General features: G+C 61.4%; 17 protein-coding genes. 5 read left to right on the forward strand and 12 right to left on the reverse strand.

Annotation, left to right across the window (positions count from 1 at the left end):
• Positions 1-10: 10 nt before the first annotated feature.
• Together PW792_00565 and gcvH are read right to left on the reverse strand one after the other, a co-directional pair.
• A complete protein-coding gene (locus tag PW792_00565) occupies positions 11-223 on the reverse strand; it encodes a hypothetical protein (protein ID MDE1160416.1) in 213 nt (70 codons plus the stop codon).
• Positions 224-232: 9 nt separating this feature from the next.
• Positions 233-622: a glycine cleavage system protein GcvH gene (gene gcvH, locus PW792_00570; protein ID MDE1160417.1), complete on the reverse strand. Its 390-nt coding sequence runs from the start codon at positions 620-622 to the stop codon at positions 233-235.
• Positions 623-756: 134 nt separating this feature from the next.
• On the opposite strand from gcvH, the gene PW792_00575 reads away from it, so the two are divergent.
• From PW792_00575 to PW792_00590, 4 genes are read left to right on the forward strand one after another with little or no spacing between them, the layout of a single operon-like run.
• Positions 757-1,734, forward strand: coding sequence for a ring-cleaving dioxygenase (locus tag PW792_00575; GenBank protein ID MDE1160418.1), 978 nt, complete (start codon positions 757-759; stop codon positions 1,732-1,734).
• Positions 1,734-2,378: a dienelactone hydrolase family protein gene (locus tag PW792_00580; GenBank protein MDE1160419.1), complete on the forward strand. Its 645-nt coding sequence runs from the start codon at positions 1,734-1,736 to the stop codon at positions 2,376-2,378. The genes PW792_00575 and PW792_00580 overlap by 1 nt, the downstream gene beginning before the upstream one ends.
• Before the next feature lie 20 nt (positions 2,379-2,398).
• Positions 2,399-2,863 (forward strand): MarR family transcriptional regulator, encoded by a 465-nt coding sequence (locus tag PW792_00585; GenBank protein ID MDE1160420.1) that lies wholly within the window; start codon positions 2,399-2,401, stop codon positions 2,861-2,863.
• 15 nt (positions 2,864-2,878) lie between these two features.
• Positions 2,879-3,589, forward strand: coding sequence for a M17 family peptidase N-terminal domain-containing protein (locus PW792_00590; protein MDE1160421.1), 711 nt, complete (start codon positions 2,879-2,881; stop codon positions 3,587-3,589).
• Positions 3,590-3,610: 21 nt separating this feature from the next.
• Here the strand turns inward: PW792_00590 and PW792_00595 are convergent, their stop codons facing one another.
• From PW792_00595 to tatA, 5 genes are all read right to left on the reverse strand, one after another.
• The gene (locus PW792_00595; protein MDE1160422.1) at positions 3,611-4,072 is read right to left on the reverse strand and encodes a hypothetical protein; all 462 of its coding nucleotides are present in this window, start codon (positions 4,070-4,072) and stop codon (positions 3,611-3,613) included.
• 12 nt (positions 4,073-4,084) lie between these two features.
• Entirely contained in the window at positions 4,085-5,257 is a 1,173-nt protein-coding gene (gcvT, locus tag PW792_00600) for a glycine cleavage system aminomethyltransferase GcvT (protein MDE1160423.1), read from the reverse strand.
• A gap of 150 nt (positions 5,258-5,407) precedes the next feature.
• The gene (locus PW792_00605) at positions 5,408-5,869 is read right to left on the reverse strand and encodes a hypothetical protein (protein ID MDE1160424.1); all 462 of its coding nucleotides are present in this window, start codon (positions 5,867-5,869) and stop codon (positions 5,408-5,410) included.
• A 24-nt stretch (positions 5,870-5,893) separates the two neighbouring features.
• The gene (locus PW792_00610) at positions 5,894-6,769 is read right to left on the reverse strand and encodes a polyphosphate kinase 2 family protein (protein ID MDE1160425.1); all 876 of its coding nucleotides are present in this window, start codon (positions 6,767-6,769) and stop codon (positions 5,894-5,896) included.
• Between the two features lie 173 nt (positions 6,770-6,942).
• Positions 6,943-7,170 (reverse strand): twin-arginine translocase TatA/TatE family subunit, encoded by a 228-nt coding sequence (tatA, locus tag PW792_00615; protein MDE1160426.1) that lies wholly within the window; start codon positions 7,168-7,170, stop codon positions 6,943-6,945.
• A gap of 153 nt (positions 7,171-7,323) precedes the next feature.
• Between tatA and PW792_00620 the strand changes: the two genes are divergently transcribed.
• Positions 7,324-8,103, forward strand: coding sequence for a hypothetical protein (locus tag PW792_00620; GenBank protein MDE1160427.1), 780 nt, complete (start codon positions 7,324-7,326; stop codon positions 8,101-8,103).
• A 116-nt stretch (positions 8,104-8,219) separates the two neighbouring features.
• Here PW792_00620 and glgC read toward each other — a convergent pair whose 3' ends face one another.
• The 5 genes from glgC to PW792_00645 form a co-directional block, all read right to left on the reverse strand.
• Positions 8,220-9,476 carry a glucose-1-phosphate adenylyltransferase gene (glgC, locus tag PW792_00625; protein MDE1160428.1) on the reverse strand — a complete coding sequence of 419 codons (1,257 nt, stop codon included), beginning with the start codon at positions 9,474-9,476 and terminating at the stop codon, positions 8,220-8,222.
• A 248-nt stretch (positions 9,477-9,724) separates the two neighbouring features.
• Positions 9,725-10,060 carry a hypothetical protein gene (locus PW792_00630; GenBank protein MDE1160429.1) on the reverse strand — a complete coding sequence of 112 codons (336 nt, stop codon included), beginning with the start codon at positions 10,058-10,060 and terminating at the stop codon, positions 9,725-9,727.
• Between the two features lie 249 nt (positions 10,061-10,309).
• Positions 10,310-10,447 (reverse strand): hypothetical protein, encoded by a 138-nt coding sequence (locus PW792_00635; protein MDE1160430.1) that lies wholly within the window; start codon positions 10,445-10,447, stop codon positions 10,310-10,312.
• Between the two features lie 109 nt (positions 10,448-10,556).
• Positions 10,557-11,417, reverse strand: a complete 861-nt coding sequence (locus tag PW792_00640) for an EamA family transporter (GenBank protein ID MDE1160431.1) — start codon at positions 11,415-11,417, stop codon at positions 10,557-10,559.
• Between the two features lie 17 nt (positions 11,418-11,434).
• Positions 11,435-12,856 carry a VWA domain-containing protein gene (locus PW792_00645; GenBank protein MDE1160432.1) on the reverse strand — a complete coding sequence of 474 codons (1,422 nt, stop codon included), beginning with the start codon at positions 12,854-12,856 and terminating at the stop codon, positions 11,435-11,437.
• Between the last annotated feature and the right edge of the window lie 38 nt (positions 12,857-12,894).

The raw sequence follows: 12,894 nt of genomic DNA on the forward strand, positions 1-12,894 counted from the left end.
GGCGCTCTCGCTAAAGAACGCCGAAAAATTTTAGAGCTCCGCCGGCCATGAACAACAGGCCGACGGCAAAAATAATCACTCGTGCCCATGGTTCAACGGTGGGCTGTTCGACCTTGGCGTGCTCCATACCCTTGTGTCCACGGCCCCCAGCAAGCCAGCCGCAGAGGAGAAGAACCGCGCCCATCAGGATGAAGTCAACGCAGTAAAACGCGTTCTCTGTCATCGTTTCGGCTTAGTGACCGGTTTCTTCCGCTACGAACTTCTCATAGTCCTCTGCGCTCAGCAGCGCATTGGCCTCGTCCGTGTTGGTGACCGCCAGCTTGATCAGCCAGGTAGCATTCGCGTCCGTGTTGATCGTCTCCGGCGCCGAGTTCAACGCCTCGTTGATCTCCGTTACCGTGCCCGTCACCGGGGAGTACAGATCGCTGACAGCCTTCACGCTCTCCACCGAACCGAACGTCGATCCGGCCTCAATCTCCTGGCCAACCTTGGGCAGTTCGACAAAAACAATGTCGCCCAGCGAGCTCTGAGCGTAGTCAGTGATACCGATGGTTCCGGTCTCGCCCTCGAGGGCAAGCCACTCGTGCGACTTGGCATAACGATAGTTTGCGGGATAGCTCATTCGCCCATTCTATTCTGGCCGCCGGGGGAGAAAAATGTCGGTTCGGCGATTACCGCTGAATCTTTTGCTTCGATATCGAATCATACGTAGTGAAAGCATTCGGGCCGACCGCCCACCAAGGAGGCATCACCGCCATGAAACCCATCGTTGGACTCCACCACGTCACCGCCATTGCATCTGATCCGCAGCAGAACCTCGACTTCTACACCGAAGTTCTCGGACTCCGCCTGGTCAAGCGCACCGTCAACTTCGACGACCCCGGCACCTACCACTTTTACTTTGGCGACGACATTGGAACCCCCGGCACGGTGCTGACCTTCTTCCCCTGGCCGCACGCTCGCCGCGGCTCGGCAGGCGCTGGCGAGGTCACGCACACCGCCTTCAGCATTCCCGCAGCTTCGGTCGACTACTGGCATGAGCGCCTGACGGAGAAGGGAATCCTCGTCGAACGCACAGGCAAGCGCTTCAACGGAGCCGAAGAGGTGTTGACGCTGGCTGACCCCGACGGCATGAAGCTAGAGCTCGTCGCTCACAACGACGTGCCGAACCTCACACCGCCACGCTACGCCGACGTCCCGGCCGAGCACGCGATCCGTGGTTTCTTCGGCGTCACCATGCTTGAACGCGAACTTCCGGCGACGGAAAAAGCGCTCAACCTGCTCGGTCTGACGAAGACCGCAGAGGAGGGAAGCCGCATCCGCTTCCGTTCTCCTGACGGCACCGTTCTGGGCAACCAGATCGACGTCGTCGTCGACCCCAACGCAGGCTACGGACACTCCGGCGCAGGCAGCGTGCACCACATCGCTTTCCGCGCTTCGGACGACTCCTCCGAGGCCGAGTGGCAGCAGAAGATCGGCACCGAGCTGAGCGTCACGCCCATTCTCGACCGCCAGTACTTCCACTCGATCTACTTCCGCGAGCCCGGCGGCGTGCTCTTTGAGCTTGCCACCGACACGCCCGGCTTCCTCTACGACGAGCCCGTCGAAAAGCTCGGCGAAGCGCTCAAGCTGCCCTCGTGGATCGAGCCGCAGCGCGAGCTGGTCGAGGCCCGCGTACTTCCGATCACCATGTCGCAGTCCAGCGCGACCGTTACCGAGAAAGCAGGCGAGTAATGACGAACCAGAACCCTCACGCCAGCACGCCGGTCCTCCACGCCGGCGTGCCCCTGGCCGAAGCTCGCGGTGCGGTCGTGCTGTTGCACGGTCGCGGCGGCTCCGCGCAGGACATCCTCTCGCTCAGCTCGCCGCTGCATCGCGAAGGCCTCGCTTATCTTGCGCCACAGGCTGCCGGAAGCACCTGGTATCCGACGTCCTTCATGGCGCCACGGGAAGCGAACGAGCCGTTCGTCACCTCGGCGCTGGCGAAGGTCGAAAGCGTCGTCGCGGAAATGGAAGCTGCAGGCATCAGCCGCGACCGCATTGTGATCGCAGGCTTCTCGCAGGGAGCCTGCCTGACGACGGAGTTCGTCGCCTCGCATCCTGCTCGCTACGCTGGGCTGATCGCTTTCACTGGCGGCCTCATCGGCCCCCCGGAAGCGGACCTAACTCACGCGGGCTCGCTCGTCGGCACGCCTGCGCTGTTGCTCTCCGGCGACCCCGACCCGCACGTCCCCTGGACGCGTGTGGAGGCCTCCGCTGCCGAACTCCGCCGCATGGGGGCTGATGTGTTGACGCGTCGCTACCCCGGCCGTCCGCACACCATCACGGGCGAAGAGATCGACCACGCGCGCCGTCTGCTCGAAGCGGCCTTCGCATGAGTGCAGATAGGATGACGAGCATGGCGAACGAACCTGCAAACGAAGCAACCAGCGCGGCCCTCTGGCTGGTCATGGCGCGAGCCTATCGCGCCATGGCCTCCTTCGTGGAGCACTCCGTCGCTGCGCTCGGCATCGGCCTCTCGGACTTCATGATCCTCGAAGCCCTGCTGCACAAAGGCCCGATGACGATGTCCGCACTCTGCGACGCCGTGCTGCTCGCCCGCCCGTCGATGACCTCGGCGATCGACCGGCTCGAAGAACTGAAGCTCGTCCAGCGCATCTTCTCCAAGGAAGATCGGCGTGCCCGCACGGTCGAACTCACCGTCGCAGGCGCGGCGCAGATCAAGCGCCTCTACGCTCGGCACCTCCGCGACCTCGATGAAGTGATGAAGGACACCACAGCTGCCGAGCGCGCCGAAGTCCGCCGCGTGCTCAAGACCGTCGGCCTGGCTGCACAAGCCAGCACCCCAACGACGTCCCGCTAACCCTCAGGAGATCCCATGCGCCCGTTCCGCTCTGCAGCTCTGCTTGCTGCTGTTTTCGTGTCTCTCTCGCTGACCACGTCCGCGCAAACGCCGAAAGGCGCACGCCTCCCAGTGAAGGGCTCGGCGATCCCCGTTGATGTCCTCGTCGAAAGCCCGGCGGACGCTCCCGGCGATCTGCAGATCATCTGCCTCTTCGAAGCAGGCGGCGAAGAGCCGTTTCAGGCCTCGCTTGCCGAACTCGACACCAGGCTCGGCGGCGTCCTTTCTTCTCTGCGTTACGGCAACGCGTTCCGTGGCACGTTTGGCGAAACGCTCCTGATCACGCCCAAACCCGGCGCGATGGCCGCAAAGCGTCTCCTGCTCGTCGGGCTCGGCGATCGTGACGGCTTCACCGCCGCTCGCGAAGACTTCATCGGTGAGGTGGTCTATACCGAAAGCAATCGCCTCGGCGCGACCGCCCCAACCTTCGCTCCAACGGTGCTCGACGGCGGGAAGAAGGGCATCCACACCGGCGACGTCGCCAAGGCTTTCCTGCAAGGCTTCGAACGCACACGCGCCCTTCAGGAAGATCTCTACAACGCTGGCCACACCGTCAAGCCGGTGGTCGCGAAGCTCACCTTCCTTGCAGGTACTGCGCACGCGGTCGACACGCAACACGGCCTTGAAGCTGCGCTGCAGTATGACGTCCGCATGATCAAGATGGAGCACGCAAAGGCCAGCAAGTAGTAATCCTTCGCGGCGGCTTTGCTATGGCCTCAGTCGTCGGCGCGAAAACACATCGTCGAAGTGGAACGAGTACTGGCTGACAGGTATTTTTCGCTCCGCACCAGATGTATCGCGCACGGTAAAGCTGCCGGTGACACTCAGGTCGCTCGTCGTAGATGTAGTTCGCTCCACATGCAAAGCAATGGCCCGAACAGAAGCTTCGTCCAGGCCATTGCACTTTGCGAGACATTGAAGTTCGACGCTTGCCGTCGTCGCGTTGGGGCTGTCGACGGTCGCTGTCCATCCCAGTGGAAGGTTTGCCAGCGATTGAAAGTGCGCGCCATGCACCTCAAGATGCGCAGCGATCATGCGGTCGCCTTTGGCGAACTGGTTCTTCTCCAGCACCACCTCTGCTTGATTCCTTGAAACAATCTGAGCTCTCGACTCAGAAAGCGAACCAGCAAGCAGCAATGCAACGACCGCAATCCTCTGTGCGTAGCGCAAGCACCACCTCGTTTAGCTCAGCGGAGCCGTTACAACCGGCGCAGCCGCCTTCGGCTTCTTGTAGAACGGCGTCGGCACCACCACCGCCTTCACCGGCTGATTGCGAATCTCGACAAACACTTCCTTGCCGACCTCCGCGAACTCCACCGGAACATACGCCAGCGCGATGTTCTTCTTCAGGAAGACCGCAGGCGATCCGCTCGTCACTTCGCCGATCACCAGCCCTTCAGCCGATTTCACCGGGTAGCCATCACGGGCGATACCGCGCTCGACTACTTCGAGCCCAACCAGTTTGCGCTTCGGCCCGCCCTCCTCCTGCACCTTCAGCAGCGCCTCGCGGCCCACAAAGTCCGTGCCCTTGTCGAGCTTGCAGTAGCGTCCCAGGTTGGCCTCGAAGACGTTGATCGTGTCCGAAATCTCGTGGCCGTAGAGCGCCATCGCAGACTCCAGGCGCAGTGTGTTGCGCGCGCCCAGACCGCACGGCTGAATGCCGAACTCCGCACCAGCGGCCAGCACTTCCTGCCACACGCGGGCCGAGGTCGGCTCATCGCTCGGCACATAAATCTCGAAGCCGTCTTCACCTGTGTAGCCCGTGCGTGCAATCAGCGTGTTGTGGCAGCCGCACACCGTGCCCCAGGTGAACCAGTAGTTCTTGATCTCGCTCAGATCCTTGCCGGTCAGCTTCTGCAGCGTGTCCTTGGCGCGGGGTCCCTGAATCGCAATCTGCGTGTAGTAGTCGCTCACGTCGGTGACGTGTACACCGCTCATGCCGCCGATCACCGACCGCACCCACTTCACGTCCTTCTCGCGCGTGCCGGCGTTGATGACGATCAGAAAGTCGTTCTCGCCCAGCTTGTGCAGCACCACGTCGTCGACGAAAGTGCCGTCCGGCGTCAGCATCGCGGAGTAATGCGCCTGCCCGATCTGCAGCTTGCTGGCATCGTTCATCAGCAGCTTCTGCACGGCGGCCAGCGAGTTCGGTCCACGCAGTTGAATGTCGCCCATGTGCGACACATCGAAGATGCCCACGCGTTCACGCACGGCCATATGTTCTTCAATCAGGCCGCTGTACTGCACCGGCATGTCCCAGCCGCCGAAGTCGACCATGCGGGCCTTGTGCCCGAGGTGCGTCGAGTGAAGGGAAGTCTTACGAAGCGGAAGGGCGTTTGCGAGCGTAGTGTCCATAACGCTTTCAGTGTATCCGGCAATGCGCATCGCGCCGTACCTTCGCCAAAACGGGGAAGAATGCCATGGAAGAAGGAACGGTAGGTCAGGGCTTAGCCCTGACAGAAAAGAGCCGGTACGCTCGGGCTCTAGCCCCTGCGGTATTTGGAGTCAGCCGCGCCGCGCCCGTACGAAACTCGACACTGCAAAGTACGCAAACAACGCGAACAGAGCGACGTGCAGCACCAGTCGTCCGCGATCACCGGCCAGCCCACTGCCTCCGGCCCACGCGCCGCGCAGCTTCCATGCCCCTTGCACGATGAAGACAGCCACCACGGCGAAGAAGGTTCCGGTCACTTCCAGCCACAGGCCTCGCGAAAATTTCTTCACCGGCGCGAACATGCCCTTCGCCGCACCCTTGCCTCCGGCAATTGCGGCCTGCCGCACCTGCGCTTTGGCCTCGTTCACCGCACGATGAGCATCCGCAGCTTTCGCCACCACTTCCTGCACGCGCGGCCCGGCATTTTTCGTCCGGGGATCGGGAGACGCCGCAGCGTCGGCCGCGTCCATCAGCGACTTCGCTGCGGCACGCGCTCCACTGCCTATCGCCCGTCCAAATCGAACCTTGTCCATCGGCTCAAGTGTAAGCCAGTCGGCCTACTTGCCGGACGACGCCTTTGCCGCGCGCAGCTTCACTTCCTGCGCTACCTTCTCCGGTTTCTGCTTCTTCAGATCCAGCCCCTCGGGGTTGAACTCCGGCGCGGGCATCTGCATCTTCAACCCGTCCAGGGCGTCCACCAGCACCGTGGAGATCGCCATATCGCGATACCACTTGTGATCTGCGGGGATAACGAACCACGGCGCATGTTTTTTCGACGTCTGGCGCAGGAGGTCCTGATACGCCTCCTGGTAGTCGTCCCAGAAAAGACGCTCCGCAAAGTCCGATGGTGAAAGCTTCCAATGTTTGCTCGGCGTGTCAATTCTGGCCTGCAAGCGCTCCGTCTGTTCCTTCTGCGAGATGTGCAGGAAAAACTTCAAAACGACCGTGCCATTGTCTGCCAGCATCTTCTCCCAGTCGTTGATCGCGTTCATCCGCTCGTGGACCGTGCTTTTGTCGATCGCGCCGTGCACGCGCGGTGACAGAACATCCTCATAGTGCGAGCGATTGAAGATCTCGATCATGCCGCGCGGGGGCGTCTGCAGATGGCAGCGCCACAGGAAGTCATGCCGTAACTCCAGCGATGTCGGCACTTTAAAGGAAGCCACATTGCATCCCTGCGGATTGATGCCTGAAAAGATGTGGCGAATCGTGCCGTCTTTGCCCGCCGTATCCATGCCCTGCAGCACAATCAGCACCGACTTATGTTGCGTGGCGTAGAGCTTTTCCTGAAGGTCTTCAAGCTTGTCGCGGTTCTTTGCCGTCAACAACTTGGCCGCAGCCTCGTCTTTTACGCCGTGATGCGTTTTTGTCTGCACATCCGCAAGCTTCAGTTTGCTGCCAGGCTGCACGAGGAACGGAGATTTCAGTTTCATGAATCTTGAGATGCCAAATCCGAGAGCCACGATGCGATTGTGAAACGATTCAAGAGCGTATTTGAAGCCCGGATTTTTTCTCTTTCCGAGCCTCCAAACGAAAAGAGGCGAGCCACGCCTGACAGAACGTCAGTCGCATCTCGCCTCGTTAAATCTTTTCCGTGCCGTTGCGGTTAGGCTACGGGCTTGGTGGTCTCGTCTGCTTTGGGCGTCACGGTGTGCGCGCTTTCGGCGGGCTTCGCGGCGTTTACTTCATCGCTGACGCCTTTGACGCCTTCCTTGAAGCCGCGCAGGCCTTCGCCGAGTCCCTTGCCCAGTTCCGGCAGTTTCTTGCCGCCAAACAGCACGATGGCCACGATGGCCAGAACGATCAGATGTGTGGGCGTGAAAAGTTCACCCATGGTGAAGCCTCCTGCGGCCGGAACTCCGACCATCAACGTCTAATATTGTCGCACGTTCCCCTCGTATGATGCGCCCAACGCCCCAATCGGCGTTATATCCTGAAAGCAGAAGAGGCGGGCCGTTCCTCCAGGGCGAGCGCGCATTAGAGGACGATGGGTTTTTCACGTTTTGCGTTTCGATTTGCAGCCGGTGTACTCGCCGCTGCTGCCAGCTTCTCTGCCGCTACCGCTCACGCGCAGGTAGCCGCTCCCGGCACTGCTCCCATGCGGGCCAAGACCGTAGCTCCGCTCACGGCCTATACCGGTCCGCGCTACGACAATCGCTGGGAAGCCTACGGCGGTCTGCTGTACATGAACGGCCAGGCTGGTCAGAACCTTCCGCGTAAGTATTCGATGGGCGGCATGGAACTGATGGGCACCTACTGGCTTGGTTCCGCTCCGGTGAAGAAGTGGGGCGTCATTGCTGACTACCGCTTCGGCGCAGGCACCACGCAGACTGGTCTTGCCGGTGCGACGTATGGCTTGAACCGCGTTCTCGTCATGCAGCACATCGTCTCTGGCGGCGTGCAGTGGCGTGGACCGCGTAACCGTTATGCGGCGATTGATTTGCACGCACTCGCAGGCGCCGCGCACGGCATCTACGACTACGCGCCGACGCACTTCCCGGGCTACCCGACTACTCTGCCTCTGGCAACCTGCCCGGCGCAGATTTCGTCTACGAAGACCGCCAGCCTCGGCATGTACTGCAACAGCACCACGCCGTGGGGCGCTGCAGGCGGTTCTATCGACTTCAACCAAAGTGGCAAGGTCGCTATCCGCGTTCAGCCCGACATCACTTTTGAGCACTACGGCACCGAAACCCGCGAGTTCTTCTCGGTTTCGGTCGGTGCGATTTACCGCTTTGGCGGGAAGTCGGACGCGAAGAAGAAGTAAAGGCGAGGGGGCGGGTACAGGGTTCAGTAGACCTGTACCCTACTACCGCGAAATGATTACGGCCACCTCACACGAGGTGGCCGTTCGTTATTCGCTACACCCTAAGCCATGCACGCCTAGAAGTTCTGCGAGAGGAACTCAGGGCTTACGGGGTTTTCATAGACCGAGTAATCGCGCGTGACTACGGTGAGGCCGGATTCGGTGACGAAGTAGTTCTTGCGGTCTTCTACCGGGTCGTAGCCGATCACCGTGCCGTCCGGGATGTGAACGTCGCGGTCGATGATTGCGTGGCGAATACGGCAGTGACGACCGATGTTCACATGCGAGAAGATGACCGAGCTGTCTACGTCGGCGTAGCTGTTCACGCGGACATCATGGTTCAGCACCGAGTTCCGCACGACTGCGCCCGAAACAATCGAACCTGCACTCACAATCGAGTTGATCGCCATGCCCGTACGTCCCGGTTCACCGAAGACGAACTTCGCCGGAGGATACTGGTACGCGCGTGAGCGCATCGGCCATGCCTTGTCGTAGAGGTTGAAGACGGGAGCTACGGCTGCGACGTCCATATTCGCTTCGTAGTACGCATCGAGCGTACCCACGTCGCGCCAGTAGAGCGCGTGCTGCTTGTTCTCGTCCACGAAGTTGTACGCCTGCAGCTTGTAGCGGCCCAGCAGGTTTGGCAGAATGTTGTGGCCGAAGTCGTGCTTCGAGTTCGGGTCTTCCGCGTCCTTCATCAACTCGGGCAGCAGCACGTCCGTATTGAAGAGGTAGATGCCCATCGACACGTCCACCATGTCAGGGTTGAAGGGCGAGCGGATCTTGGTCTCCTTCGGCTTTTCGACAAAGCCGCGGACCTCGCCATTCTTCGCTACGTCCACTACGCCGAAGGCGGAAACCTCGTCCGGCGTTACGGGCAGCGTGGCGATCGTCACGTCTGCGCCGGTCTGGATGTGCTGCTCCAGCATGAGAGCGTAGTTCATCTTGTAGATGTGGTCGCCGGAGAGAATCAGAACGTACTTCGGCTCTTCGGAACCGATCGAGTAGATGTTCTGAAAGACAGCGTCGGCCGTGCCCTGGTACCAGCTCTTGGAGACGCGCTGCATCGGCGGAATGATCTCGATGAACTCGCCCAACTCACCGGCAACGACCGTTCCCCAGCCTTCGCGGATGTGCCGGTTCAGGCTCAGCGCCTTGTATTGCGTCAGGATGTATACATGGCGCAGATCGCTGTTGATGCAGTTCGAAAGCGTAATGTCGATGATGCGATATTGACCGGCAAACGGGACGGCGGGCTTGGCGCGATCGCGTGTCAGTGGGAAAAGTCTTTCGCCGGCTCCGCCAGCAAGCAGCACGCCAAGTGTATCTCTCATAGTTGCCACAACCTGCACTTCCAGAATTTCAAAACCTGTTTGATAGGACGCAGAATACTCCAGTGACGGTGCCTCTGTTTGTGAGGCTTGTCACAAAAACTTTCGGGCCTATTGCTTCATCAGTAATCAATGCTTGCGTGAATGAATGCATCACGTTTCGTGACGCCATCAAGACACGCATCTGCGCTTCAGTACAGCACGAAAAATCAAAGAGGCCCTCGAAAGGGCCTCTTTGGAAAACTTGTCAGCTACGCCTGCGGTGAGTCGTCATCCGGCTCTGCGTTGTCCGTGTCGCTCTTGCCTGTGTTCTCTTCGGTCGTAATCCGAAGACTTTTCAGGAACGTGATGTCGTTACGCGTGAACGGACCATCTTCGGCAGGCACATTGCCTTCTTCGCCATCGACTTCCGAGGCGTCCTCTTCTTCCACTTCGTTCAGACCGATCGTGGCTTCCAGCATCAGGAGGACATCGAATCCCTGCTCCCGAATTTCCTTCACCACGCCTGCGATGTCTTCGCTCTCTGCCACCGATTCGTGGATCGCTTCGCCAAGCTTCTGGATGAGATCTTTGACCTGTTGATTCACTCGCACCTCCGTCTCCGAGACCTTGCGCTTTATGGGCCGCTTGTCGGGTCTTCTCTCCCAGCGGTTACAAAGCAACAGCGAACAGCGGAGAGAACGGCAACTGCGGTGACTCTGCTTCATAGACTACGCCCGGCCACCTTTCGGCTCAAGCCCCTAACGGTCTTTCGTGCCTGTGCAAAAGGCGGAGGAAATTCGGTGCGGATCGCCGTGGAATCCTGCCGGGCTTGCGCTGGGCGAGCCCATGTGTGGCTAAACGCTTGTATGGTGGTCGGCCCATGCGGCCTCCAACTGATGCGCCATTTCAATCACCGGGCGCTTGCGGTTGGTCAGCAAAAGTACACCGGCTGCTGCGGCAAACACTCCTACAATGCTCCAAACTGTCTTCACGGGTGGATCTCCTTTGAGCGTCTGGGACGAGTCCTCACGTCCTTGAAGTTGATTGGATGCAAGGGGCTCCTGACAGGTGGTCGGGGCTGCGTACGCTCACGCGGAGGCGTTAAAGGCTGACTAGTACGACCGCTGCCAGCGCGACCAGCATGCCCAGCCACTGCTTGCGCGCGGGACGCTCTTTGAGCACCGCCGCTGCGAGCAGAATCGTCCCGGCAGGGTAGAGCGATCCCAGCACCGCGGTGACGTCCAGCCTGCCCAGGCGAGTGGCTTCGACGAAGCAAAGATTGCCGGTGGTGTCGAGTACAGCGACGCCTGCGACCCATCCCCACGCGGCCCCGGAGAGCTTGGGAAGCACAGCCTGTCCCGGCTGCTTTGCGCGTACGAGCAGCCAGAGTATGCCGCAGGTGAGGATGCTGGCGGCGCGGGCCAGTGCCATCGACTCCCAGACTCCGAGCGGGTTCGATAGTCGAAGCGCGGTGAAGTAGAGCCCGAAGCCCAGGCCTCCCACGACGGCGAGCGGCATGGTTCCGGGTGCGTCATGGTGATTGCCGGTGGCGATGGTCCAGATGGCGATGGCTGCCAGAGCGAAGCCCGCGAGTCGGAGAACGCCCGGCGCGCCGTCGAGCACGGCGGAGACGGCGGCAGGGATTGCGGCGGCAAGAAGGCCGCTCACGGCGGCGGAAGGACCCATCTCTCCACGCGCCAGCGCCATGTAAAACGCCGTGACCGAGACGCCTGCGAGAACGCCCGCAGCGATCGCCCAGAGAGCGGCGGCTCCCGTTGGCCGGGGGGCGCCGGTGAGCCAGCTGACGAGTACGAGAAGCACGAGGCTGCTGAGGTTTGCCAGCATAATGACGCGCAGCGCCGCGGCGACGGAGCCGCCCGAGCCTTTGGTGCCCATGCCGCCGGAGAAATCGCCTCCGCCCCAAGCAACAGCGGCCGCCAGGGCGACCGCTGCGCATTGCATTGTTTGTGTTTCTGCGATCAACGCTTTGGTGCTGGAGCGGTGCTCTGGATAGCGCGGGCCTGTTCGTCCGCCGAAGGGTAGTAGCCGTCCTTGGCGATGACGGTCAGGTTCGGGCGCATGACGCGAACTTCCACCTTGCGGAAGCGGCCGTCGAGCACAGGCTCATGCGAGTAGTAGCCCACGGTGTACTGTGTGCGAACCTGCTCGGTGATCTTGGCGAAGCTTTGTTGAATGCCGCGTGGGCGGAACTCGGGGTCGACCTGACCGCCGGTCGCTGCAGCGTAGCGGGGAAGCACGTCGTCCCGCATGGTCAGGGGCAGATGCACGCGGTCGAGGAAGCCCATGCCCGGAAGGGAGGCGTCGCCCACCAGCGTGCCGTAGACGGCAACCTTGTTGGTCTGCAGGTACTTGATGACGTCCTTTTCCTTGGCCTGCGAACCGTACTCCTTACCGTCGGAGATCACGAAGACGATGCGGCGGCGACCACGGCCTGCTGTGGCGGTCTGCTTGGCTGCGGTCAGGATGGCGTCGTTCAGGGTGTGGAACTCGCGCTCGGGCTTGTCAAAGCCGTGGCGCATGGCCGAGCTGTCGGTGTTGGGGTCAACGCCGTGATTGTTCTTCACGGTGGTCTGCGCCATGGGGCCGCCGAGCGGCATGATGGGGTCGCGGCCCTTGGCCTTGGCCTGCTCCAGCATCTGGCCCAGACGAGCGCTCTGTGCGGCGGTGAACTTGCCGTTGCCGAGCAGCTTCACGTTGTTGTTGTAGGTGAAGACGGCGACTTCATCGTAGGGGGTGAAGGATTCCTGCAATGCGCGGAGAGAGTCGTTGATCTTCTCCATCGTCTGCTGCGGAACGCTCTGGTCGACGACGACGGCGACCGAAAGCGGGAACGGGTCGGTCGTGAAGACCTTCATCTGCTGGCGGAGGCCGTTCTCATAGACACGAACGTCGCGCCAGGTGAGGCCCGGGACCAACTGGCCGTGCGAGTCCTTGACTGTGAACGGGATTTCGACGAAGTTGACCTGAATGCGCAGGGGCTTGAACGCTTCTTCGCCCTGTCCGGCTGCAGGAAGTTCGGGTTTGGGACCGTCGTCCTGGGTCTGTGCGGTGGGGGTGGGGGCTGCGGGCACCGGCTGCTGCATGTCCGCGGTTACGGGCTCGCCGTCTGCGGGCATCGCGTCGGCGAGGGGTTTTGCAGGCTGTACCGGTGCTGGTGGAGCGTCCGGCAGCGCAGAGGCGGTCGGCACGATCGTGTTGAGCTTCGGAAGCGTCTGGGGCTTCGGCCCATCCGGCAACGGCTGCTGTTGCGTGCTTGCCGCCGGAACTGTGGTGGAGGTCTGCTGTCCGTCCTGCATACCCTGGCTGAACGCCGCGCTCGCCACCATACCCGCCGCGATCATCGCCGCGCTTACACCCAATGTTTTGCTGCCCAACCGCATTCGTTCCTCTTCCCTGGCCTTGGCAGAACTTCGCCACA

The organism is Acidobacteriaceae bacterium, assembly GCA_028283655.1.
GTDB lineage: Bacteria > Acidobacteriota > Terriglobia > Terriglobales > Acidobacteriaceae > Granulicella.